Source organism: Echinicola pacifica DSM 19836, from assembly GCF_000373245.1.
Lineage (GTDB): Bacteria > Bacteroidota > Bacteroidia > Cytophagales > Cyclobacteriaceae > Echinicola > Echinicola pacifica.
On record NZ_KB890754.1, the window covers coordinates 461,324 to 486,141 of the forward strand.

Annotated in this window: 17 protein-coding genes; 12 read left to right on the top strand and 5 right to left on the bottom strand. The window is 44.7% G+C overall.

Annotated elements, in window-relative coordinates; translation table 11 throughout:
• Window positions 1–316: 316 nt before the first annotated feature.
• The gene (locus B050_RS0115865) at window positions 317–2,668 is read left to right on the top strand and encodes a TonB-dependent receptor (RefSeq protein WP_026235949.1); all 2,352 of its coding nucleotides are present in this window, start codon (window positions 317–319) and stop codon (window positions 2,666–2,668) included.
• Between the two features lie 318 nt (window positions 2,669–2,986).
• Here the strand turns inward: B050_RS0115865 and B050_RS0115870 are convergent, their stop codons facing one another.
• The gene (locus B050_RS0115870) at window positions 2,987–4,120 is read right to left on the bottom strand and encodes an ATP-binding protein (RefSeq protein ID WP_018474932.1); all 1,134 of its coding nucleotides are present in this window, start codon (window positions 4,118–4,120) and stop codon (window positions 2,987–2,989) included.
• Window positions 4,121–4,573: 453 nt separating this feature from the next.
• Here B050_RS0115870 and B050_RS0115875 point away from each other — a divergent pair, with 453 nt between their 5' ends.
• From B050_RS0115875 to B050_RS0115905, 4 genes are all read left to right on the top strand, one after another.
• Window positions 4,574–4,876 (top strand): hypothetical protein, encoded by a 303-nt coding sequence (locus B050_RS0115875; protein ID WP_157492833.1) that lies wholly within the window; start codon window positions 4,574–4,576, stop codon window positions 4,874–4,876.
• A 170-nt stretch (window positions 4,877–5,046) separates the two neighbouring features.
• Window positions 5,047–6,348: an O-acetylhomoserine aminocarboxypropyltransferase/cysteine synthase family protein gene (locus B050_RS0115885; RefSeq protein ID WP_018474935.1), complete on the top strand. Its 1,302-nt coding sequence runs from the start codon at window positions 5,047–5,049 to the stop codon at window positions 6,346–6,348.
• A 511-nt stretch (window positions 6,349–6,859) separates the two neighbouring features.
• On the top strand, window positions 6,860–7,225 hold the full coding sequence (locus B050_RS0115900) for a hypothetical protein (RefSeq protein WP_157492834.1): 366 nt from the start codon (window positions 6,860–6,862) through the stop codon (window positions 7,223–7,225).
• 371 nt (window positions 7,226–7,596) lie between these two features.
• The gene (locus tag B050_RS0115905) at window positions 7,597–8,130 is read left to right on the top strand and encodes a hypothetical protein (RefSeq protein ID WP_018474939.1); all 534 of its coding nucleotides are present in this window, start codon (window positions 7,597–7,599) and stop codon (window positions 8,128–8,130) included.
• A 67-nt stretch (window positions 8,131–8,197) separates the two neighbouring features.
• Here B050_RS0115905 and B050_RS0115910 read toward each other — a convergent pair whose 3' ends face one another.
• On the bottom strand, window positions 8,198–8,725 hold the full coding sequence (locus B050_RS0115910) for an RNA polymerase sigma factor (protein WP_026235950.1): 528 nt from the start codon (window positions 8,723–8,725) through the stop codon (window positions 8,198–8,200).
• A 252-nt stretch (window positions 8,726–8,977) separates the two neighbouring features.
• On the opposite strand from B050_RS0115910, the gene B050_RS0115915 reads away from it, so the two are divergent.
• Window positions 8,978–10,075 (top strand): acyltransferase family protein, encoded by a 1,098-nt coding sequence (locus B050_RS0115915; protein WP_026235951.1) that lies wholly within the window; start codon window positions 8,978–8,980, stop codon window positions 10,073–10,075.
• A gap of 485 nt (window positions 10,076–10,560) precedes the next feature.
• A complete protein-coding gene (locus B050_RS23480; RefSeq protein WP_018474942.1) occupies window positions 10,561–10,725 on the top strand; it encodes a hypothetical protein in 165 nt (54 codons plus the stop codon).
• 15 nt (window positions 10,726–10,740) lie between these two features.
• Here B050_RS23480 and B050_RS0115925 read toward each other — a convergent pair whose 3' ends face one another.
• The 3 genes from B050_RS0115925 to B050_RS0115935 are packed head-to-tail and all read right to left on the bottom strand — an operon-like array spanning window position 10,741 to window position 14,013.
• Window positions 10,741–11,907, bottom strand: a complete 1,167-nt coding sequence (locus B050_RS0115925) for an AraC family transcriptional regulator (protein WP_018474943.1) — start codon at window positions 11,905–11,907, stop codon at window positions 10,741–10,743.
• A 2-nt stretch (window positions 11,908–11,909) separates the two neighbouring features.
• On the bottom strand, window positions 11,910–13,169 hold the full coding sequence (locus B050_RS0115930) for an MFS transporter (protein ID WP_018474944.1): 1,260 nt from the start codon (window positions 13,167–13,169) through the stop codon (window positions 11,910–11,912).
• A gap of 10 nt (window positions 13,170–13,179) precedes the next feature.
• On the bottom strand, window positions 13,180–14,013 hold the full coding sequence (locus tag B050_RS0115935) for an ROK family protein (RefSeq protein WP_018474945.1): 834 nt from the start codon (window positions 14,011–14,013) through the stop codon (window positions 13,180–13,182).
• Window positions 14,014–14,370: 357 nt separating this feature from the next.
• Here B050_RS0115935 and B050_RS0115940 point away from each other — a divergent pair, with 357 nt between their 5' ends.
• The 5 genes from B050_RS0115940 to B050_RS0115960 all read left to right on the top strand — a co-directional run bounded on the left by B050_RS0115940 (window position 14,371) and on the right by B050_RS0115960 (window position 24,561).
• A complete protein-coding gene (locus B050_RS0115940) occupies window positions 14,371–15,594 on the top strand; it encodes a sialidase family protein (protein WP_026235952.1) in 1,224 nt (407 codons plus the stop codon).
• Window positions 15,595–15,663: 69 nt separating this feature from the next.
• Complete coding sequence (locus B050_RS0115945; RefSeq protein WP_018474947.1) at window positions 15,664–17,886, top strand: ligand-binding sensor domain-containing protein; 2,223 nt, start codon at window positions 15,664–15,666, stop codon at window positions 17,884–17,886.
• A 354-nt stretch (window positions 17,887–18,240) separates the two neighbouring features.
• Window positions 18,241–19,176 carry a FecR family protein gene (locus B050_RS0115950; RefSeq protein ID WP_018474948.1) on the top strand — a complete coding sequence of 312 codons (936 nt, stop codon included), beginning with the start codon at window positions 18,241–18,243 and terminating at the stop codon, window positions 19,174–19,176.
• 90 nt (window positions 19,177–19,266) lie between these two features.
• Window positions 19,267–22,884 carry a SusC/RagA family TonB-linked outer membrane protein gene (locus tag B050_RS0115955; RefSeq protein ID WP_229802457.1) on the top strand — a complete coding sequence of 1,206 codons (3,618 nt, stop codon included), beginning with the start codon at window positions 19,267–19,269 and terminating at the stop codon, window positions 22,882–22,884.
• 30 nt (window positions 22,885–22,914) lie between these two features.
• Window positions 22,915–24,561, top strand: coding sequence for a SusD/RagB family nutrient-binding outer membrane lipoprotein (locus B050_RS0115960; protein ID WP_018474950.1), 1,647 nt, complete (start codon window positions 22,915–22,917; stop codon window positions 24,559–24,561).
• The last annotated feature ends 257 nt before the right edge of the window (window positions 24,562–24,818 follow it).

Genomic DNA, 24,818 nt, shown 5'->3' on the forward strand with positions numbered 1-24,818 from the left:
CACCAAAAACTCCTAGTTCATCAGCACTAAAAGGAAGTTGGGAATTAAAATCTGAAAAATTGATTAGAAAAAAATCTTTTCTGGAATTACCAGTTTTGGTGTGATCTACCAAATTTACCCCCCTAAGCAGTAGAAATTTAGAAAAATAATGCATTAAACACCTGTTTTATTTTTGGTTTAGTAAGTAAAGAGGAAAAACGTTAATATCTTTGTCCAAATTGAATTTAAAGGGTTTTTAGATCCTGACAAAATTAGTTATCAAGACCTAATAATTTTATTATATTCACCACTTACGACTATCAATTTAAAGTGCTTTATGCAAAAACTACTACTTATTACAATTGCCCTGTTGTGGTTTCAGGGAGTAACTGCGCAAACTACCGGGTCCCTTCGAGGGAGAGTAATTAACGAAAACAAGGAGCCTATACCCTTTGCAACGGTGCTGCTAAAGTCCAGTAATTATGGCACGGCAACCGACGAAAGGGGAAATTTCAGGATCGCCGCGCCGGCAGGGAAATATAAGCTATCGGTATCGGGCATTGGATTTAGCCCGGTGGTGCAGCCTATCGTGATTTCAGAAGGCGCAATGCTTGACTTGGGGACCATCGAACTTCTGGCATCCGAGGAGGAGCTAAATGAGGTGACGATCCACGCTATTCGTAATGGATACAAGGTCGATAATCCCAGCCCTTCCTTACGCCTAAACGAACCCCTAGTGCAGGTACCTCAGAATATTCAAGTGGTAACTGCTGAAGCTTTGGCTGATCAGCAGGTGATTTTTGTGACCGATGGACTGACACGAAATGTCAGCGGTGCCACCCAGTTTACCCAATGGGGAAATCTCTATGCCCAGATCAATATGCGGGGTTCGAGGGCTTCAGCCTTCCGGAATGGTATGAATGTGACTAGTAATTTTGGTCCTTTGACAGAAGAAATGAGTTTCGTTTCTGAAATCGAATTTGTGAAAGGCCCGGCAGGCTTTATGATGTCCTATGGTGAGCCCAGCGGCATTTATAATGTGGTCACCAAAAAACCTACGGGCCAATCCGGAGGAAACGTGGGGATTACCCTTGGCAGCTTTGATCTCTACCGGGGAACGCTGGATATAGAAGGTAAGCTGGACAAAAAAGGAAAGCTCCTTTATCGATTTAACGCCATGGGCCAGACGCAGAATTCCTTTCAGAAATTCAGATACCAGGACCGATTTAGCATCGCCCCAGTGATCAGCTATCAGCTGGATGATAAGACCAAGCTGAGCCTGGAATATATCCACCAGCACGTCACCATGTCCAATATGGGCGATGGGAATGTCTTTACTACCAAAGGGTATGCTGCTTATGATCAGTCTTTTACGGTGTCTGAGCCAGGCTTGGATCCGACCACTATTGAGGATAGAAATATCACTGCAAATCTTCAGCATCAAATCAACTCCAACTGGAAATTTACCGCTCAGCTATCTTATTTTAATTATAGCCAGGAAGGTAATTCCCTGTGGATCAGATCCATCGACAATGAGGATAATATGTTGCGATATGCCTCCATTTGGGATGCACAGAGCAATAGCACCTTTGGTCAGGCTTACCTCAATGGTAAGGTGCAGACCGGCGCTATTTCCCATACTATCCTGGCAGGCCTCGACCTTGGAACCAAGGAATATTATGCCGACTTCTATTCGCAAATAAATCTCGATACACCGGAGTCGTTATTTCAGGGAGCTAGCCCTGTATATGGACGACCTGCCAATGGACTCCCGGTTTTTGATAGATCAAAAACCTTACATAACCGAGCCAATAATACGTATTTGAATCAAACTTTCTCTGGTGTTTACCTTCAGGATGAACTTGGATTTCTGAAAAATGACCTGAGACTGACGCTGGCAGGAAGATATACCTATGTCTATCAGGTGACCTATGGATCCCCATTAGAAGATACTAAGCTTTCCCCCCGACTGGGACTAAGTTATTCCCTGGATAAGAATACCTCCATTTATGGGCTTTATGACCAGAGTTTTGTGCCGCAATCTGGGATAATTGAAGGTGGAGAAAGTCCGAAGCCAATCACGGGAAACAATATGGAATTAGGCCTGAAGCGTGACTTCTTTGAGGGTAAATGGAGCACGAGCTTGTCGGCTTATAGAATTTTGAAAAATAATCAACTGGTATCTGACCCGGATGATGCCACGGGAATATTCTCGCTGGAGCTAGGGCAGACCAGAACCCAAGGCATTGAGTTTGACGCTAGAGGAAAAATCCTTCCAGGATTGGTGGTGACGGCCAATTATGCCTATACGGATTCTGAGATTACCGAGGATATTAATCCTGACAATATAGGAAATGGCGTGCCGGGTTTTGCCACCCACGTCGCCAATACATGGATCAGCTATTCCTTGACCTCTGGAGCCCTCAAAGGCCTGGGAATTAGCATGGGTTTTATGTACCAAGGGGATCGACATACTTGGAGATATGAGGTAAATCCAGAATATCAGCTGCCGGATTATTTCAAGCTTGATGGTGGTCTTTCTTGGAAGAAAAATCAGCTGGAGTTAAGGGCAAATGTCTTCAATATCCTCGATGAATACCTCTATATGGGAGCCAGCTATTCAGGATTTGTATTATATCAGGCCGAAGCACCGCGAAATAGCCGTTTCAGCGTGGCTTACTCCTTCTAATAGATTAAAGATAGGTTTGTAACTTTTTGATTTGACTGACTAACAGCCCCTCCCTAAAATCGTAAAGGTTTTTGGGAGGGATTTTTTTTGTGAATTTACGAAGGGGAAAGCATTGGCTATTGTCTTAAGAAGGCCGCAATTTTAGTTGGAGGAAGTGAAAATCCTTGGAGAATATTATTCATGCCTTTAAAAGTAAATAAGCACTTCCTGGAGGACAAAAAGTCAGTAGAATAGGAGTCAGTACTCCTATTTCCAGCTTTACCTTAGGCTATTAAAAAGTATGTTTTGTTCCTCAAATTTCCCTGAGTTGATGGACATCTAATATTCTTTTTGGGATAGTCTGGCCAGCACCCGGTTCATGGATCGGCGGTTAAAGGGCTTGCGAAGTATATCGTCAAAACCCATGGCTATGATATCCTTGGTGCTATGGGTGGAAGCGGTGGTGCAGATGATGACCCCATGATAGAAACATTCATTGCGGAGGAATTGGACCATTTGATCGCCAGTTCCATCCTCAAGCTCCATATCAAGAAACACCAGTTCGGGGTGGTATTTCCTGAATTTCTCCTTGCCTTCGCTAATACTGCTGGCAAGCTCCACCTTAATGTCCTCTTTCAATAGCATATTGGAAGAAATCTGCTGGACCATGGCGTCATCATCGATGACTAGCGCATGAGCATTCTGGAAGTGGTGGCTTATTCTTTCTTTATGTTCAGGCTGAACTTCTTCAGCTACTTCGAGATCAAGGAAGAAGAAAAATGTAGCTCCCTGACCTCCATCAGAATTGGTAAGTTCTAAGGTGCTGTCCATTTTGGAGAGGATCATATTAGAGATGGTGAGCCCAAGTCCTGTCCCTTCTTTTTTGCTGCCGATTTCGGTTTGGTAATATTCATCAAATATCTTGTTCACGACTTCTTCAGGAATGCCCTTTCCGGTGTCGATGACTTCAAACTTATAGCGTACTCGGCCACTGATTTCCCCAGACACCTGGGTGCAGACCAAGGTAATGCCTCCTGTATCAGTGAATTTTAGTCCATTATTGGTTAAGTTGGACAATACTTGCTTGAGGCGAAGCTCATCCACCTTCACTATTTTATCGATCACATCACAGTGCACCACAAGGGATAATCCTTTTTGGTTGGCTACCGCCATAAATAAAAAACGAATATCATCTAAGACAGACTGGATTTTAGTAGGCTTCAGTTTGATGTCAAATGCTGCATCTTTGAGTTTGGAATAATCCAGGACATCATTCACCAGATTCATAAGAATACGCTCTGTCCGAAGTAAGTTGTCCACCAGGTCCTTTTGCTCCTGTGTCAGGGTGGTGTCCTGCAGCTGTTCGGTCAAACCAATAATGCCATGCAAGGGGGTACGGATTTCATGGCTTACCATAGAAAGCAGCTTTGCTTTATTGGAGCCATTTTGCGTAAGATCATTTTTTTCAATCATGCTGCTTACTGGAATTTATCAAAAAAACCACAGGTGTTTCGTACTATCATTATCGCTACTATAACTCCCTAGAGAAGTCACATATTGCGTGGGTTATTAATTGGATCACTGAATTTTGAGGGGCAAGTGTGTAGTGAATATTTAAATTTGTAATAAATAATCCATAATCCAAGGGGAAACAGGTGTTTTTTCTTTTGCTTTCATAAAATTTTCTTTCGAGTGGATTTACTTACGATCCGAGGATAGCCTATTATTTTTGGGGTATAAGTGGTGTAAAATGATGGTTAAATGGAATTCTTATTTCCTTTGATTTTGAGGGTATTCCTCTTGATCTCATAATACAGGACTAATGCGGGCGATATCATGAAAAAAAATCATAAAATGGACGCTTATTTTTAAACAATTTTAGGTGATATTCGCTTATTGAATGAAAGGTCATAAAGCTATATGGGTATGAAGAGGGATTTTTTATTTTATGGAGCCATATTCATCATGTTGGTACTGGTTTCCTGGCAGTTATTCCAAAGGTACCAGGAGAAGACCTGGGAGAATGTGGCAAGATCCTACGATGTACAGGTGGGGATGCCTAAGGATCAGGCTTTGACCTTAATGGGATCTCCTGATGCTAAGGAGGTATGGGAAGGTTTAGATTCTATTTATATCTACCAATCTCCCTTAAAAGTGGATGAGAATATCAAGATTTTCATTGATTCTCTCGGACAGGTAAAAGAAGTATTATACTTCGACAAATGGTAAGTAGGCAAATTTTTGCCTACTTACCTTTGCATTTTATACTATTTTCAGGAAAGTTTCATTTCAAAATGGTATTTTTGAATATAAAGCCAGTCAGGCTTTGATTGTATTCAAGAAGATGAAATGATGATATTTTTATCTTTAATTCCCTAAAATAATAATTTGCAATAACCATGTCAGAGCAAAAATTTCATTTTGACACCCTTCAGCTTCATGCTGGCCATGAACCTGATAAAACTACCAACTCCCGGGCAGTTCCGATTTACCAGACTAGCTCGTATGTATTCAATTCTGCCGAGCACGGAGCCAATTTATTTGGCCTGAAGGAATTTGGTAATATCTACACCAGAATCATGAATCCTACCAATGATGTCTTCGAGCAGCGAATGGCAGCATTGGAAGGGGGAGTAGCTGCCTTGGCGGTGAGCTCTGGCCAGGCGGCGCAGTTTATAGCGCTCAATAATATCCTCGAGAGCGGTGACAATTTTGTGACTTCTCCTTACCTCTATGGCGGTACCTATAATCAGTTCAAGGTGGCTTTTAAGCGCTTAGGAATTGACGCAAGGTTCTCCCAAAGCGAGAGAGCAGAGGACATGGAGAGCCTGATCGATGACAATACCAAGGCACTCTATGTGGAGTCTATCGGTAACCCTGGTTTTAATATTCCTGATTTTGAAAAATTGGGGGCCTTGGCGACCAAATATGATCTTCCTCTTGTGGTAGATAATACCTTCGGAGCTGGTGGGTATCTCTTCCGTCCCCTGGAGCATGGCGCGCATATCGTGGTGGCTTCTGCCACCAAATGGATCGGTGGACATGGTACCTCCGTGGGAGGAATTATCGTGGATGGTGGTAATTATAATTGGGGAAATGGGAAGTTTCCGCAGTTCTCAGAGCCTTCCGCAGGATACCATGGACTGAATTTCTGGAATACTTTCGGAGAAGGAAATCCCCTTGGCATGCCAAACGTAGCCTTTACGATCCGAGCAAGAGTGGAAGGCCTGAGGGATTTTGGCCCGGCCATCAGCCCATTCAACAGCTTCCTTTTACTGCAAGGATTGGAGACGCTTTCTCTACGTGCTCAACGCACCGTAGAAAATGCCCTTGCCTTAGCCAAATGGCTGGAAAAGCATCCAAAAGTTGCCAAGGTTTTATACCCAGGCCTGGAAAGCCACAGTCATCATGAGCTAGCCAAAAAATATTTCAAAAATGGCTTTGGCGGCGTGCTTACCTTTGAACTTAAAGAAGGCAAGGAAGCTGGCGAAAAGATGGTGGATAACCTGAAACTGATCAGTCATCTGGCAAATGTCGGTGATGCCAAAACACTCATCATCCAGCCATCCGCCACCACCCACCAGCAGCTCTCCGAAGAAGCGCAGTTGGCAGCAGGTGTGACCCCTGGTTTACTTCGAATTTCCCTCGGAATCGAGCATATCGATGATATCTGTGCTGATATTGAGCAAGCATTGAGCTAATCAGATTTCTATATAAAATATTAAACAGAAAGGCATCCGTTTCCGCGGATGCCTTTCTTTGTTTTTTGGCCTTAAACAGGTTTTAACCATATTTTTGAAATGGAGTTGCCAGGATAATACCTTAGCAGATGAATATAATCAAATTAAAACTAAAGCAATTAGATCGTAAAATTACTGGCTTTCAATAGGATTGGAATAGTAATGCCAGCTTCTTCTGGATGGCTATAAGCCATTCGCCTTTTCCAGGGAAGGGCTTTGCAGTAGTTACCAGATTAAAAAAGCGAATTTATAGCAAAGTGTATATGAAATTGAGACAAGAGAAAGAGAAGGTAGCATCACCATCAAAAATCTACGAGAAGCAGTAAATGCATTCGCCAGCTGATTTTTTTTGGAAGTCTTTTAGAAGCATGGCATTTCACTTTATCCTGAGAACTATAGAAGAAAAAAAACTGTTTATTTTTGATATTATGGTGAAAATCACCTTACATTTCGGGAAAATTAATTCACTACTTTGAAGAACATTTCGGCTCCGCTGTATAGAGTTTTTGCTTTCACTGTCTGGATGATAGTAATGGCGATGACTGCCCCTCATCTTGCTGAGGCGGAGCAGAATACATCTGCGCTGCCTGCTGATGTTCAAGTCAGTCTAGCCAGTTCCCATACTCTCTCCCATGCCTTGATTCCAGTAAGTTCGCTGGCGGTGCAGGGAAGTGCAGAGTATTTTGGTAATAATGACTTTCCCACTTTTATATCTGGATCCGCGCTGGATCTGGTCCTTGTTTCTATTTCGGTTATCGGCCGAGAGGAACAATTTATGGGGATTATCCCCAGCTTGGGGATTAGAGAGATCATCTTTCCTAGCCATTTTTTCTGGTAATTTAATATTCCTATTTCTCCTGCCTCTATGGCAGTTCACCTCTGCAAAATCTGAGGAATTCCTCCTCCTGGTTCGCAAGTGAAATTACCCCTAGGGTTTTAGCCAGATACACTATCGTCTTCAGAAAAACATATTCTGCCCACAATCTTTGGCCTTTATTTTCATTGCTATGGACCAGTGCTCTTTAAGTTCCAGTAGTGGTTCTTGAAGATTGCCCAGAACGCTTATTCCTTATTGGGAATAATTAAAGTTTATGGCTTCTATAGTTAGAAAATAAGTCGGTACAGTGTGGGTGAGTGCTGAGGGCTACTTGGGCACAGGCTATTTCCACTAGGGAATTGGATTATTAATTACTAAAAATCAACTTACTCATGGATAGTATCACTTTGATCATTGCCTTTCTGCTGACTGGCGCATTTGCATTACCCTTAATTCTGAATGCTCAGAAAAATAAAAAAATTCAAAAGACTGCTTTAAATAATTACAAAACCTTTTCACAGTCGCAAGGGCTGACTATTGGGGAGCAGGAATTTTGGAGAAATGCCTATTATTTAGGTTTAGACGCTCATAAGCGAATATTGATTTATAGTGCAGATCTGGCGAAGGAAACCCCAGAATGTATCGACCTCTCTGGCCTTAAGGCGCTGCATAAGCAGGAAGTCAGTCGAATGAGCGGCCAGGGAAAAGGGAAGGAGAAAATTATCGACAGGATCAGCCTTGAATTGGAATATTGGAATAAACCAATGCGGAAGACGCTGGAAATTTATGATGGAGAGCGATTTTCAGCCCTCGTAGGAGAGCCCGTGGTGCTAGCTAGATGGCTGGAGATTCTAAGCCCTCTGATCAGCTCAGCCGCAGAAGTAAAAGCGGGCAGCCCGAAAAAGCCAATGCTGCTGAATCATTAGTCAGCCAGCACCAGAATGCTGATAACCTGCCAATGAGGCTTGACCTATAGTCATTAGAAACGCCTAATTAGTTTAATTCCTGTCTTAAATGTGCTTTGGCTTTGATAAGTTGGTTTTTGACGGTATTCACAGAAATCGACAGTTCATTGGCAATTTCCTGATAGGATTTCTTTTCGAAATAATTCATTTGGAGCACTTGTTTCCGCTTCGGGGACAGGTGCTCTATTTCCTCCTCCAATTGCTGTAGCCTTTCTTCTTTAAGAAGCTGCTCATGGCGATCTGCCAGTTCGATTCGTGACCAGAATTCATCTTTTAAATGCTGGTCTTTTTTAAGTTTTTTGAAATAATCGAAAATTTCATTTCGGACCGCTGTGAAGAAATAACTGCTGAAATTCATCTCCGGATTTATTTTAGGCCTATGCGCCATAATTTTGGTAAATACCTCCTGAAAAACATTCTCCGCTTCGACAGGATCTTTCAATAGAGACTGAGCAAATCGGATGACAGGTTTTCTGTAAAAACGGTAAACGGCATCTGCCGCATTATGGTCACCTTCAATAAATAGCTGTAAAATTTGTTTGTTAGGCTGTTTCATGACTATATAATTTTGCTTTCCATAATTAAATATCAAACATTATTTCGACAATAATTGCGCAAAACACGAATATAAACCCTCAAAAAGCGAAGATGTTTCTTGTGTTAAGTATTGATTTGCAAAGAGTTATATTATTGTTAATGTTGGGAGGATGCCCTAAGGCCCTTCTTTTTGCGGATTGTAATGCAAATAGCCTGAATTGATGGTAATTAGTATAGTAAGTAGTATTTCTACGTATATAATCAATATTAAATGAGCGCTAACAAAAGCAGACTAAGATCTCTTGATGTTTTTAGAGGATTGACCATTGCCGCGATGATTTTGGTAAATTATCCAGGGACTTGGGATTATGTATTTCCGCCCTTGGAGCATGCGCCATGGCATGGGATCACCCCGACGGATTTTATATTTCCATTTTTCTTATTTATAGTAGGTGTTTCTATTTCTCTGGCCTATTCGGCCAAAATCGATCAAGGTACCCGCCCACAGGAATTATATCCTAAAATTATCAGCCGTACGGTTAAGCTTTTTCTATTGGGAATATTTCTTGGTCTGATCCCCACATTCGATTTTATGAATGTCCGGATAGCCGGTGTATTACAGCGCATAGCGCTGGTGTTTTTGGCATCCAGTTTCTTATTCCTGCATACCAGTTGGAAGAAGCAGGTCTATATCGCCCTAGGTATTCTGCTGGCTTATAGTTTGGCGTTGACGCTGCTTCCAATGCCGGGGACCGGTCTGGTAAGCTTGGAGCCTGGTCAGAATATTGCAGCCTACGTGGATCGCCTCTTATTGCCGGGTAAAATGTGGCAGGGAGATTGGGATCCTGAAGGCCTGCTGAGTACCCTGCCGGCGATTGCCTCAGGAATCCTGGGATTACTTGCAGGAAAGATACTGCTGTCCTCCCTTATGCCCGGCAAGAAGGCCCTTAACCTCATGTCGCTGGGGATGCTCTTGATTATCGCCGGATTATTATGGTCATTGTTTTTTCCATTAAATAAAAACCTTTGGTCCAGTTCCTTTGTACTGGTCACCAGCGGCGCGGGTTTCAGTGTATTGGGAATGCTATATTACTGGCTGGATATGGAAGGCCACCAAAGGGGCACCTTTCCCTGGCTGGTATTCGGTTCCAATGCCATCGCAGTATATGTATTGGCAGACTTACTGTCTTTGATATTTTATTCTTCAGGATTTTGGGGACTTTCACTGAGTGAGACCTATATGGAGGCTATGATGGCCGCAGGCATAGCTCCTAGGCTGGCCAGTATGGGATACGCCATCCTTTTTGTAGGTATCAATTACCTTCCTGCATTATGGTTATACAAAAGGAAGATTTTCATTAAGCTCTAATATTTTCCTTTCTCAGGTTCTCTTTAATAGATAGCTGAGGATATGGAAACTTGCTTTAGTGTTTTATTGAAGGTAGGCTGGGAGGAGTGAATCAGGAATGCTGGGTTTTATTAAGACTGTGAGAAAGGGATAAGGCTTGGCGATCTGATAAGCTGGAGGAGGGTGAATCGCTTTGGGGAGGGCACTAATTTACTTTGAGCGAAGCGACAGATTTCTAAAATCCCTTAATGGGAGGCTAGGTTATAATAAGGTATATCAGATTTTGGATCGTTTATTGTTTTTTTTATTCGCTCAGCCTAAGACAAGGAGTCTTCAAAGTTAGTAGAGGGGAGCATAGATTGTAGGGACTTTGAGGGAGGGTTGAATTATCTATTTATTATAAAATGGGAAATATAGGCTGAGGTATAATTTAATTTGCCCGGAGGGCACTAGAATCGATTCAAAAGCTTTATAATTAATACATTAGGTCCAAAATAACAGAAGATATGGAAAATGAACAGGCATTATCTTTATTGAGCAAGTTGAGAGATAACTCCATCAATCGCAGGGAGATGGAGACCTTGGTTCGGCTAATGACGGATCATCCGGAGTATTTCGAAGGGGAGTTACGTGAGATGTTTGATCAGTTTTTGAATGACAACTCAGAATAAGACAGGCCGCGGCCATTAGTTTTTGGGCAGCTGATGTGTTTTTCGGTATTCTAGTGGATTGCAGCCTTTCACCTGACGGAACTGTCGGGCAATATTTTTACTATCATTGAGCCCCATATCCAGGGCTATTTCGAAGATAGTCTTATCTGTTTCTATTAATTTTTGGGTGAATTTTTCTATTCTAAGGTTAAAAATATATTTATAGATAGGATAGCCGGTGATTTGGTGAAATCTTTTTTCCAGTGATCTTCTGGAGAGTGGCACTTGGACCACCACGTCCTCTACATGCAGGTTTTTGTCGATATTTTGGTGGATATATTTTAGGGTAGAGGCGATATACTCGTCATTGGTGGCATAGATATCGGTAGATTTTCGGGTGACCACCTGAGTGGCTGCCACGAGGATATCATAATACTTATCACTACCATTGCGGACCATATATTCCAATAAAGCGGCGGTTTCATAGCCACCTTTTTCGATGTCCATGGCGATGCTGGAGAGGGGCGGATCGGAGAGCTCGCAGAGCATCACATCGTTGTCCACGCCCAGTACGGCGATTTCCTCAGGGATTTTTACCCCGATTTGCCGACATACCTCGGTAAGATGCAGTGCCTGATTATCATCGCAGGCCATGATGGCCACGGGCTTAGGTAAGGCAGTCAGCCAGGTGCTCAGCGAGTTGCTTTTATAATACCAGATATCCGTGGACCTGGCCATATGATGCTCAAAATAGTTGACACTAAAGCCGTGATTCTTAAGCTCATCCTCGTATCCTTCCGCCCGCTCCCGCGACCATACGATATTATTATACCCATAAAAAGCGAAATGCTTAAAGCCTTTTTTGAGGAAATACTGCGCGCCTATTTTACCCATATGGTGATAGTCAGCGGTTATATTGGGCAAGGTATCGAAGCGCTCTTTAAAATCCTGGGCGATCACTGGCAGGCCAGACTGCCTGATGAGCTCCAGATCCATATCATTATAGAGCTGGCCTATGATGCCATCCGCGCCCCAGTCTTTGGCCCAGTCCAGGATACCTTCTATACCGATGGTCTCGCGGTAATATAAGGGCATTCTACAAAAGGTCCAGGGACCATTTTCATTGGCATAGCGGGAGATCCCTCGAAGTAGATCTTTGCTATATTCCTCTGCAAAATCCAATAGTAAAATTACTTTATACATGCTTAATTACCAGGCTTGAGTAGTTCTTTGAAAGTGCTAATGGTGGCATTATTGATCAGTGGTTTTGCCCATATTCCTATGCTGAAAATATAGGCTAGGGGCAGCATTAGGAAAAGCATCGCTAAGCGTAAGCCTATCCAGTCGCCGAGTACGCCGACTACCAGAGGAAATATCGCTCCTCCCGCAATGGCGGTGCATAAGATCCCTGAGAAGGTCCCATGATGCTGGGGCACCGAATTGAGAGCCAGGGAAAATATAATCGACCACATCACAGAGGCAAAAAAGCCAGTCAATGGGAAGCAGATAATTGCAAGATGGGCGGATCCAAATAGCCCAAGGGCAAGGCTGATCATCGCTGCGGCCGTAAAAAGCATCAATACCTTGCGGCTGTCAAACACCTTTAGCAAGATTAATCCCAGCAGGCATCCCAAGGTCAGCAAGCCCCAGAAATAGGAGATGGCTTGGGCTCCTTCCACTGCGGGGTCAAGCTGATGGTAAGTCTGCAGAAACTTAGAAATCCAGTTGGCAATGCCCTGCTCGGTGCCCACATAGCAGAAGATGCCTATGAAGAACAGCCATACGGTACGCTGGCGGCTTAAGCTGCCAAAAGCCGCACTGAGGTCCACTTTTTCGTCGGCCCTGAGCTCCACGGAGGGAAACCTGACCAAGGATATGACAGCTAGCATCAGCAGGGCTATCGCAGCGAATACCCAATAGAGGGACAGCCACTTCATCCCTTCAGGAACTGCCTGCGCAAGAAGCTGCACCAGCGAAGGGCTGTCCGCTTCCCCCAGGTTTCGTACCAGATAACTATATAGCATAGGGCTCAAAAACGAGGCCCCACCGAATGCCAGTTGGCCCAGTACGGAATTGAAAGCAAAATGGGCTTCTCCACCCGAGGTACGCAGGAGGGGATTGATCACTACCTGCAGCATGGCCATTCCCACGCCGATCAAAAATAAGCTGAGCATGGCAATGGAGAAGGAAGGTAAAAGCGCAAATAGCAGTGCTCCCACAAAGGCAAAAGAAAATGCCAGAAGCAGCACCTTCTTTTCCTTATAGCGATCCACCAACAGCCCTGCGGGAATGGACATGACACCATAAGCCACAAAAAACGCAAAGGGTAAGAAGCCCGCGAGGGCCAGGCTGAGGTCAAAGCTGGCAATAAGATCAGGAATAATAGGTCCTAAAATATTGGTGAGAAAGCTGATGACAAAGAATATGAGGATGATTAAAGCGACTATTAGGTGATTTTTATTCATTTTTTACGGTTTAGGGAGTCTCTATTAGCGCTGCAGCACCTAAAATCGGCATGAGCTCATCGTCAGAAATCAGCAGCTGAAGCTTCTTTAATGATTCCGGGTAAATAAACTCCTGCATATGGAATAACATACTTTCTCTAAAATAGGGAAAAGCTTTGGAAATAGAACCGCCAAAGACGATAGCCTGAGGATCATAGGCATATAATACCGCCAAAACTGCCTTTCCAATGTGTTTCCCAAATTCCTCCCACTGGGCCAAAGCGCTAGCCTTTCCTTCGCAGGCTTGCTGGTAGGCCTCCAAAGCTGAGATATTATAGGTCACAGGAAAAAAGTTTCCACTGGCATAATACTCGATATTCTGGTCCAGATAAGGTAATAAACCTATTTCGCCTGCCCCACAATTTTGGCCTATATATAAGCGACCATCTAGGATCAAGCCAGACCCCAGGCCTGTGCCAATGGACATGCCCACGACATTGGTGAATGGGGTGGCTTTACCGTAGCGGTATTCTCCCAATACAAAGCAGTTGACATCATTATTTACCTCCACAGGAAGTCCAAACTCACTTTCCAGGATGGCCTTTAGTGGCACACATTCCCAGCTAGGGATATTGGTGACATTATATACCACGCCCTTGCTGGTGTCCACCACGGAAGGGACTCCAATGCCGATTCCGCTCAGGCGCTCATGAAGATAAGGCCGGATATAGGATTTTATCTGCGAAAGTGTGGATTCTAAATTGTCCTTCTCCGTCAGCAATTCGCGTGTTTGCCTCGTGATAAGGCCGTTTTCTTCGAGCCCCAAATGAATTTTGGTACCTCCTAAATCTATTCCTAGTCTCATATGCTATTCACTAATGATCTTTCGTATGCTATAATGAAGTAGGCTTTTCCCAAAGCCAAAGTACTCCGTGCCCTAAGGGATTTCAATACTCCCGGTTTCCTGAGCAAGCTCTCTCTTAGGCATGCCCAATAGGTTTCTTCCTGAGCCAAAGCTGTTTAGCCAGTTCCAGCAAGCTGAGGGGTGATTATAGCCTCCAATTATTAATGATAATACCTAAGTATTCTGAAAAAGACTATTATGAATGGTTAAAAAATAGAGGTAAATGATTCATTGATGGTAATCAGAAGGGCCTGTAGGGACTCGGCAGTAGCCCAAAATGGAAATTGAAGGTAATCATACAAACAATCCCCATGGCCTATGCTCCCTTTTCTGCGAATGATTTACTTTAAGTTCTATATGGCTGCTTTGTCGGCTATCTTGCTTTTATGGCTTGGGATGCCTGCTTTTGCGCAGCAAAGTATAAAGGTAGATGAGGCCTATATATTCCCTTTTCAGGAGCAGCATGTGCATGCTAGCAGCTTGGTGGAGCTGCCCAATGGCGACTGGCTAGTGGCTTGGTTTCAGGGTTCTGGAGAGCGGACGGCCGATGATGTGCGGATCATGGGCGCCCGCAAATCCGCGGCTACTGACCAGTGGTCAGCCCCATTTCTGCTCGCGGATAGCCCGCAAATTCCTGACTGCAATCCTGTAATATTCCTAAATAAAGATAATAAGCTGTTCCTGGTATGGATCGCCGTATTGGCCAATAAGTGGGAGCAATCGATACTCAAGATTCGCTCCACGATGGACTATGAGCAAGAAGGTCCACCGGTATGGCAGTGGCAGGATAATATCTTCCTCAAGCCCAATGATGATTTCCAGAAGCAGGTCGCGGAGGCATTTGAGGAAATGCCTCCATCAGGGGCAGGATGGGCGGAGTACGCGCAGTCGTATGAGGATCAGATCATCCAAGCTTCGGCTGATCCAGCCAAAAGAAGTATTGGCTGGATGACGCGGATCAAGCCCTTGCTCATGGAGGGGCAGCGGATGGTGCTTCCTTTATATTCGGATGGGTATAATTTTTCTATGATGGCCCTGTCCGAGGATGGCGGAGAGACCTGGACTCCCAGTAGTCCGCTGGTGGGCAGAGGCCCGATCCAGCCGGCATTAGCCATGCGATCTGATGGAAGCATCCTCGCCCTAATGCGTGACAGTGGGGACAGCCCAGAGCGTATCCACCAAAGCATCTCCAGAGATAAGGGCCAGAGCTGGTCTCCATCCACCAAAACAGCTATTCCAAATACTGCCAGTGTAGAGCTGTTGTCGTATGATGACACGCATTGGTTTTTGCTCTGCAATGATATTACAGATGGCCGATATCAGCTTAGCTTATACCTCTCTAAGGATCAGGGGGTAAGTTGGGAGGATCACCTGCAGCTAGAATATGATCCGGATCATAAGGACCGCTATTCTTATCCTTCCCTGATCAAGGGTAAGGATGGGAAATTACATATGACGTATTCCTGTCACCTGGCTGGAGGACAAAAATCCATCAAATACAGGGTTATTGATCCTCAGATTCAACCCAGAAAAGATAGATGAAATGAGGAATAGTCTATTTCCCAGCGGCCAAGTAATTTTATAAGTACAACCATATTAAAACCAATAGGAATGTTGCCAAAAAATAAAACGTATAATCTATCCCTACTAATAGGCTTGCTACTCTTCACTAGCCAGGGAGCCTGGTCTCAGTCGGTAATTAAGCCTTATCAGGATCATCCTTTTGTGCAGGAGCACAGTATCAAATACTATATAGATAGTCTTACACAGCCCCGATCAGTGGCCATGGATAGGAATGGAAACATTCAGGTGCTGACCCATAAAGGCCTCTATAAACCCCATGCAGGGCAGTTCCTGAACCCGGGTCAGTTGGTCGAGGATCGGTCCTATCTGGCTATGAAAGATAAGAAGGTGAAGGCCATGGAGGTATATCAGGAGCAATTTGTCTATTTGGATGATAAGGCGGTATTTTCCAACGCCTGGGCGGGGGGAATTTACTTTTTGCATGGCTCCAACGCTGTAGCGCAGTTCGTGCCAGGGAAGGAATTTGAATTTCTGATTTACCAAGGCAATACTATAAGTAAGCTAGGAAGAGATGGTGTTTTATGGCAGCAGGAGCTCGATGGAGAATTAATAGATATACATTATGGGAAGGATAAAGGGCTTTTTTATGCCCTGATGAAAGAGGGGCTGCTAAGCATCAGAGACGAAGATGGAGCGATCAATAGGCTACTTTCAGGGAAAGGCTTCACCGCATTTGCGATTAAAGGAAATGAGGTTGTTTTGGGCAGCAATAATGGATATAAGCGTTTTGATATAGGCTCAGGGAAGGTCGGAGCGCAGACAAGTCAGGTTCCGTGGCCAGAGATCACAGCGGTCCAGTGGATCCATGATAGGCTATGGTTTGGCTCCAATAAGGGGGCATTTATGCTAAAAGAGGATGGTAGCTATAATTATTACTTTGGCGAGAGATGGCTGACGGGTGATCGGGTGATTGATATGGCCGAGGGCAAGGATGGATCGGTTTTAGTATTGACTGATGCCGGACTGTCCCAGCTGGTTTTTGCCTCCCACACTCTAGAGGAAAAAGCCGCTTTTTTTGAGGATCAAGTACGGAAGCGGCATATCCGCCTAGGCTTCAATTCCTCACTTTCTTTAAAGGAACGTGGAAATGTGGATTCAGGTCAGTTGAAGGATTCGGATAATGACGGGCTGTGGACCGCCATGTACTTGGCTTCGCAGGCCTTCAGGTATGCGGTGAATGGAGACACCGAAGCCCTGCAAAATTGCCAGGAATCACTGGAGGCTATGGAGCGACTGTACCTTATCAATCCTGTGGAGGGATTTCCTTCCCGGTCTTATAACCGGTCGGGGTATAAGGAGCAATTGGCTGATCCCGAGAGATGGCAGAGTTCTGCCGATCCGGAGTGGGACTGGAAGGCGACCACCAGTAGTGATGAGGCCATCGGCCATGTATTTGTGCTTGGGGTGATCGCCGAGCTGGTGGAGGACTCAGCGATGAGGGATAAGGCGATTGGGCTGCTCGATGCCCTGATGAGCCATATCGTTCAGCATGATATGTACCTGATCGACTATGATGGTAAGCCTACCTTATGGGGGAAATGGAATCCTGAATATGTAAATAACTTTCCCAAAATGGTGGGAGACCGTAAGCTCAACTCCTCCAATATCATAGCCATGCTGCAGACCGCCTATCATTTCACCCAAAAGGAGATATTTAAGGACAAAGCTTACGAGCTAATGGAGAATTATGGCTATTTGGATAATCTAATGGTCCCGATGGAAACTATTGGTAAGGCCGAAGAAGGGGGAGATGACTGGGCAGCGATGCTGTCGGAAGCTTGGAACCACTCCGATGATGAGATGTATTTCTTAGGCTATTGGGGCTTATATCGGTATGCTTTTACGGAAGAACTTAAGTCTAAGTATGCCGAAGCGATCAGCGATCACTGGAAATCCGAAACAGCCGAGAAGGATGGCTTGTGGAATATTATCACGGCTATAGCCTCTCCAGGGAATTTTGGTCAGGAGGATGCGGTCTGGTACTTACAGGAATATCCCATGGACCTGATCAACTGGACCATGACCAATAGCCATCGGAAGGACCTGCAATTTTTAGCGCCCAACTTCCGGGAGCAAAGTACCTCTCAGGTGCTGGCTCCAGATGAGCTTATGATCAGAAGGCATAATGCCAACCGTTTTACCCTGGATGGAGGAAATAAGGGAATGGCGGAAAGCAGCGCCGGGGACATCTGGTTGCTCCCTTATTGGATGGGAAGATACCTTGGAGTTATTAGCGAAGCAAAGAAATAGTTCGGAAGGAATATTAATTATACTTAACCACTGCTTTTTTACTAAGGCAGTGGTTTTTCACTTCATATTTTATTGGAACTAAAAGGGAATAATTCACTACTAGCTCTCAACTAAGTGAAAATGAGTTTATCGATTTAGCCCATGATAATAAGGTGCCGATATTTTTTTATTGGGTTTTAATCATTCAAACTCCCGGGAGGATTGGTCCATTATTAATTAATAATTACTTAAAAATCTGCTCTATTAATAAAAACTTAACCTTTGGTCAATAGTCTGATTGAGCCCATTGGGAGTTTTATAATAAAGAGTCAGAAGGTTAAATATCAATGACTTGTAATAAATAATAATCAGTATATGTCACTATCGAAGGAAGAGTTAAGGCAGCTCACGGAGCGCTATATACAGGGAAAGGTCAGCAAGACGGAATTTGACTATTTGGTGGATCGGATGGCTGGTGGCCGGGAAGAAGTTTCCGAGATAATGGAGGAATATTTTAACCAATACCTGGAGGAGGAATCAACAGAGGAAAAGGAGGATTCCCCGAAGATTGGGCTTTACTGGCGCGTGGCGGCAGCAGCTTCCTTGGTTTCACTGTTGGCAATAGGAGCTTGGTTTTATATAGGAAATGTCTGGCAGGAAAAGCCAATGATCTATCAGACGGCTTACGGTGAGCAACTGGATGTGTGGCTACAGGATAGCAGTAAGGTGTCCCTCAATGCAGGATCAGAGCTCAGGGCAGGGTCTTTTGAGAATAAGGAAAGCCGGGAGATATACTTTTCTGGAGAAGCCTATTTTGAGATCAGCAGGGATGAGATGAAGCCTTTCATCATCCATACTGGAGAGCAAAGGGTGGAAGTCTTGGGGACTGCTTTCAATATCCATTCTTATCAGGAGGAGGAGAATTTTGAATTGATTGTGGCAGAGGGAAGTGTGGCGGTGCAGATCAGTACAGCAGGAGGAGCGAAGGAAGTCATGACCGCTGGTCAATCCATAATTATTCATAAAGGCACTGGCCAATATGAGCTAGGGAATACGGCTGAGGTCCTATGGAAAAATAAGGTTTTCTCCTATAATCAAAGCCCGATGAAGGATGTTTTGGCGCAGCTGGAGCGGCATTATGGGGTGGAGCTGGAGGTGGTGGATTCTACTATTTTGGACTTAAAGCTCAGTGGACGATTTGAAAATAAAAATATGGAAGATATGGTTTCTGCCATTGCTTTTTTGGCAGGAAAGGAAAACGAACCCAGGGAAAATCTGCTCAAAGTAAAGGCTTTGCCTATGAAGGAATAGAAAGCTGAGCTAGCACCAAAAAGGGGCGTATGCAAATTTGAAGAAATATCACACACAAAAACCAACCACATAATATCTAAACGTATGGAAATGAAAACTACTAAAATTTTATTTTTTAGTAATTGGCTTAGGCTGGCGATGCTGCTATGCCTGGGACTCATCTATGTCCTGGATGCTAATGCTAAAAATCCTGAGAACATTGTTCTAAAGCGCGGAGAGATGACTATCAGTCAATTCATCCAGGCTGTTGAAGGTCAGACAGATTATAAGTTTCTGTATAATACGGAGGTAGAAGGCCAGTTGCATCGTCAAGTGAGTCTATCAGAGCAGGGTACCCTGGAGGAGCTGCTTGCCAAAGTGAGTGATCATACCGACTTAGAGTTCAGCACGGTAGATCGCAATATTTTGGTTCGCCGGGAGTCTGTGGCGGAAGTGGCGATCAAAATTATGGGTGAGGTGTATGACGAAGAGGGTATTCCTTTGGCGGGAGCCACCGTAAAAGTAAAAGGAGAATCCACCGGAACCGTCACGGATATCGATGGGAAATTTGTCCTGGAAGTCCCTGGGGCAGAGTCGGTGCTAGTGGTGAGTTATGTAGGATTTCACTCCAAAGAGGTAATGGTTGGCAATAAGGACCAATTGCGCATCACCTTATTGGGAGCCTACCAAAACCTGGAAGGGGCTGTGGTTACGGCATTGGGCATCCGCAGGGAAGAGCGTTCGCTAGGCTATGCGGTGTCGGAAGTGTCGGGTAAGGAATTTGAGCGTGGCGGGCAGGATAATATGCTAAAATCCCTAGCGGGTCGTGTGCCCGGTGTGGCTATCAATTCCACGGGTGGCACAGGTTCCTCAGTAAGTATGGTGATTCGTGGGATCACTTCCCTAAGTGGCGATAACCAACCGCTGTTTGTAGTGGATGGGGTGCCTGTAATCAATACCCTGAACAATGTAAGTCAGATCGGTAATGAGAATAAGGTGGATTACGGAAACGCCATGTCTGATATCAATCCTGACGATATCGAAAGTGTCTCTGTGCTAAAAGGACCAAGTGCTGCGGCTTTATATGGTTCCCGTGCTGGCAATGGCGTGGTACTTATCACCACCAAATCGGGAAAAAGTGCTGACCGTGTCACCGTTAGTATCAGTTCTAATACCTTGGTGGAGGTGCCATATAAATACCTGCCCTTTCATAATAAATTCGCCACAGGCGTAAGACCTTATACCCCGGACAATAATCCTTATCCGGGAGGCCAGCTGGCGATAGAGGAAGGCTCCGCTGCTGGTGCCGGCCCGGAGCTGGACAAGGGATATGAGGCCATTCAGTGGAATAGCCCAAGGGATGAAAATGGAAACCTGGTGCCGCTGCCGCTGGAGTCTCATCCCAACAATGTTTCAGATTTTGTACGTAATGGAGTGACCCTAACCAATGGGGTGTCCGTGGCAAATAATAATGAAATAATCAACTATAGAATAGGCTATACCAACCTAAACAACTGGGGGATAATCCCCAATTCAGATTTCAGAAGAAATAACCTATCGCTAAATAGCAGCCTGAAGATCAACGAGAAGCTGACCTTAAACTCTAGCATAAATATCAGTAAAACGGGCTCCGACAATCGTCCCGCAGGAAACCGAGGCACCAACCCTCTGGAATGGGCCTATAAGCTTTCCCGGCATATTGATATCAATGATATGAAGGATTACTGGATGCCAGGCCAGGAGGGGATTCAGCAGAAATCTCAGGCTTTGGGAGATTATAATAACCCTTATTTCCTTGCTTATGAGGTGAATAATAGCTTTGATAGAAACCGGGTTTTTGGAAACTTGGGACTCAACTACCAGATCACAGAGGAATTTTCGGTGCAAGGAAAATACATGATGGATATGTACACGGAGCGTCGGGAATCAAAAATCCCAATGAGCTATACCGAGGATCCTAATGGAGGCTATGGAATCATCAATATGGATCAGTTTGAACGAAATGTGGAGTTTCTAGCGACTTATCAGAAGGAATATACGGACTTCAGCATGACGTATTCGGCAGGGGGGAACCTTAGGTATAATCATGGTAATACCACCCAAAACTCCACCAAGGGTGAAGGGTCCGGATTGATCGTACCAGGGGTATATACGCTGAGCAATACGCTCTCTGACAATCTGATTTACAATAGCTATACCTCAGAGCGGGCGGTATATAGTGTGTACGGCCTGGCCAATTTAGGCTATAAGGATGTGCTATACCTTGATCTTACCGCCAGGAATGACTGGTCCAGCACCTTGCCTGCGGCCAATCGCTCGTATTTTTATCCCTCGGCTTCCCTGAGTACCATCATCAGTGATATATTTGATATGGGCGGTGCCATAGACCTGATAAAACTGAGAGCTGGCTGGGCCCAGGTGGGGAATGATACCAGTCCTTATAACTTGCTCCAGACTCTATCCAATACTGAGGAATGGGGAGGACAAACTCGACTGACGGTACCGGATGGGCTGAAAACTCCCGATCTGAAACCCGAGATTGCGACTTCTTATGAGTTCGGATTTGAAGCGGCAGCTTTTAATAATAGGCTGAGGTTTGATATTACTTACTTCAATTCGGATAATAAAAACCAAATTCTTCCCGTCACCTTACCTTCTTCCTCGGGCTTTTCCAGCAAGTATGTGAATGCAGGTCTGGTCAATAGTAAGGGCTGGGAGATGGTCCTTGGGGTGACTCCTGTGAGCGGTGACTTTACGCTGGACTTGAATATCAATTTCTCAAGATTTCGCAGTACCATCGTGGAGCTGACCGATGAGGTGGAAGTATTTTACCTATGGAATGATTCCAGAGGTGGAGCTTGGTCTTATGTAGGGGACGAAATCGGAAGTATCTATGATCGTAAGATGGTCGTGGTGGAAGATCCGGAATCACCTTATTATGGATATCCGGTGCTGGATGAGGATGGTAGCTGGGAGGCGATCAACCAGGCCAATGCCAAAAACAAGATAGGAAACTTCAATCCGAATTTCCTGGCTGGTATGCAGGCAGACCTTTCCTATAAGAATTGGAGCTTAAGCTTGACTTTTGACTGGAGAAATGGCGGGGATTTCATTTCCCAAACTTATAGATACTCAGAATCAGATCTGAAGACACAGCGATTCCTGGATGAAATGATCGACCCTAATGGACGTAGTGGTGCCGAGCTTCGTGACTGGCTCGTGGCCAATGAGGATGTCTATATCAAAGATGGAATCAATATGGTGGGTGGCCCTACAGCCGAGAGTGGAGGGTTTCCATTCGAATATGCTGTGACCCTTAATGATGGGGTGTTTAATCCAGGTGTGATCCCTATCTATAATGATGCTGGTGAAATATCAGGATATGAGGAAAATCTAGGCGATGAGGGAACGAGAATAATTCCTTATGCAGATAATTATCCTTGGAGCTTCTTTGAGCCAGCGATGTTTGCAGCGGATTATCTGAAACTGAGAGATGCATCGATCAATTATCAGTTTCCTACTGCCTTGGTGAGGAAAATCAAAATGCAATCACTAAACCTGGGTTTGTATACCAGTAACCTGATCCTTTGGACTAAGGCCAAGGTGGGGATAGATCCCGAAAATGCCTTCCAACCAGAAAGCAATGGAACATTCAAGCAGGGTATCGAGCGGTATAATGTCAATCCATGGGTGATACCCGTAGGTTTTAGAATCAATGCTAAATTCTGATCGATCCATTAACCTGAAAAACGAAAAATCATGAATACTATCAATAAGAATTTGTTACGCACCTGGAAGGTGATGGCCCTCGGACTCCTGCTAAGCGTCAGTTCCTGTCAGGATCTTACAGAGCTGAATATCAACCCCAATGGTATTGACCCTGAGGCAGTACATCCTAATTTGCTAATCGCAACGGTCATCAGTAATACGGCTACGAATGAATTAAATCTGGGGTTTGGGGATATCGCCGGAGTGATGCAGCACACTCAGAAGGATGCTTGGTTTACCTCCCACAATAACTATGAATGGTCCAACCAAAGCTGGTCAGGATATTATAATGTATTGGAAGATGCCAGGCTAATGGAGGAGAGAGCGACGGAGCTGGAGTTATCGTTTTTTGTGGCGGTGGCCAAGGTGATCAAAGCCTATAATTTTGGTCGTATCGTGGACCTGTGGGGAGATGCTCCCTTTAATGATGCACTGCAAGGAGACTTGGGCGGAGACCAGTATTTACTTCCAGCCTTTGACACCCAGCAAGATGTGTACTTAGGGATCATCGACTTACTGGAGGAAGCCAATACGATCTTCATGGACCTGCCGAATATGGATGCGATTCCTCAGGATATCCTGTTTCAGGGAAATCAGCAGAAATGGAGGAGGTTTGCCAATTCTATTCGTCTGCGGTATTATATGCGGGTATCTGAAAAATTGCCGGAAGTATCCGCTTCGGGAATTCAGGCCTTGCTGGCAAATACTACTCGGTATCCATTGATTATGAATCAGGCCGAAGATGCGGCATTAAGCTTTCCAGGTACCTCCGCAGGCACCTCATGGCCTTCCAATACGGAGTTTGATGGGAGTAATGGCAGCAATTACAGACGTATAAAAATGTGTGGCACCTTGGTGGAGCGCCTCCAGCAGTTAGGGGACAGCCGACTGGAAGTATGGGCCTCTAGGATTTTGGTGCCTATAGTTATTGATCCTACGCTTCCTGCAGGCTATGATGAGGTGATCGACGGGACGAGGTATATCGCCTCAGATGTGGCAGAGGGTAAGGATATCAATACGGATCCAGAGTATGTGGGAATTCCCCCAGCAGTGTCCAACCTGCCGAGCGAATATAACCTGAACCCTACGCCCGGACAGCAATCTTATAATCCACATGTTTCGTACCTTAATGAGATCTATACTCATCCTAATGGAGGAATGCTAAAGGCAAGAATGCTAAGTGCTTCCGAGGTATTATTTGATCTTGCTGAGGCCGCACAGAAGGGTTTGATTAGCTCTGCTGATGCCGAAGGCTACTATAATGAGGCAATTCGTCAGTCTCTGGTGACCTGGGGCAAGGGCGAAGATTATGACGCTTATATAATGGGAGAGGCGGCTTATGATGGCAGTTTAGCACAGATAATCGATCAGAAATGGATCGCTTCGTGGACCTCCGCAGCGGAAGCATGGTTTGATTATCGCAGAACAGGCCTGCCCGCCCTGACTGCGGGTCAAGCAGCGATTCGTTCGGTATTACCACTGCGCTTTTACTATATGCAAGAGGAGCTTAGCATCAACGGAGACAATGCTCAGGTGGCTTTGGATCGGTTAGAAACCACTCCGTATAGCCAGTCAGACGCAGAAAATAGCCCATGGTCAAAATTCTGGTTGCTGCAAGGCACCGGAAAACCATGGTAAGAATTATATAATCTTCACCTAATCCTAAAAGGCTGTCCATTCGGGCAGCCTTTTTTTATGCGAACTCAGTACTAAAATTACCCTAGCCAAGCTATCTTTCAGTAGAGGCGCTAAAGCTTCATAAGGAATTGGGATGTTATTTCAGCCCTGAATGGGGATGGATTGATCAGCATGAATAACTCCAAAAGATAATAATACACCAGAACCCCCTTTAGGGGGCAGGGGGTAATAAATCACCGCAGCCAAACTCGCTAAAG

Coding starts and splice junctions, on each gene's coding strand:
- B050_RS0115865 (WP_026235949.1), top strand. CDS start 317: ATGCAAAAACTACTACTTATTACAATTGCCCTGTTGTGGTTTCAGGGA.
- B050_RS0115870 (WP_018474932.1), bottom strand. CDS start 4,120: ATGATTGAAAAAAATGATCTTACGCAAAATGGCTCCAATAAAGCAAAG.
- B050_RS0115875 (WP_157492833.1), top strand. CDS start 4,574: ATGAAGAGGGATTTTTTATTTTATGGAGCCATATTCATCATGTTGGTA.
- B050_RS0115885 (WP_018474935.1), top strand. CDS start 5,047: ATGTCAGAGCAAAAATTTCATTTTGACACCCTTCAGCTTCATGCTGGC.
- B050_RS0115905 (WP_018474939.1), top strand. CDS start 7,597: ATGGATAGTATCACTTTGATCATTGCCTTTCTGCTGACTGGCGCATTT.
- B050_RS0115910 (WP_026235950.1), bottom strand. CDS start 8,725: ATGAAACAGCCTAACAAACAAATTTTACAGCTATTTATTGAAGGTGAC.
- B050_RS0115915 (WP_026235951.1), top strand. CDS start 8,978: ATGAGCGCTAACAAAAGCAGACTAAGATCTCTTGATGTTTTTAGAGGA.
- B050_RS23480 (WP_018474942.1), top strand. CDS start 10,561: ATGGAAAATGAACAGGCATTATCTTTATTGAGCAAGTTGAGAGATAAC.
- B050_RS0115925 (WP_018474943.1), bottom strand. CDS start 11,907: ATGTATAAAGTAATTTTACTATTGGATTTTGCAGAGGAATATAGCAAA.
- B050_RS0115930 (WP_018474944.1), bottom strand. CDS start 13,169: ATGAATAAAAATCACCTAATAGTCGCTTTAATCATCCTCATATTCTTT.
- B050_RS0115935 (WP_018474945.1), bottom strand. CDS start 14,013: ATGAGACTAGGAATAGATTTAGGAGGTACCAAAATTCATTTGGGGCTC.
- B050_RS0115940 (WP_026235952.1), top strand. CDS start 14,371: ATGCTCCCTTTTCTGCGAATGATTTACTTTAAGTTCTATATGGCTGCT.
- B050_RS0115945 (WP_018474947.1), top strand. CDS start 15,664: ATGTTGCCAAAAAATAAAACGTATAATCTATCCCTACTAATAGGCTTG.
- B050_RS0115950 (WP_018474948.1), top strand. CDS start 18,241: ATGTCACTATCGAAGGAAGAGTTAAGGCAGCTCACGGAGCGCTATATA.
- B050_RS0115955 (WP_229802457.1), top strand. CDS start 19,267: ATGAAAACTACTAAAATTTTATTTTTTAGTAATTGGCTTAGGCTGGCG.
- B050_RS0115960 (WP_018474950.1), top strand. CDS start 22,915: ATGAATACTATCAATAAGAATTTGTTACGCACCTGGAAGGTGATGGCC.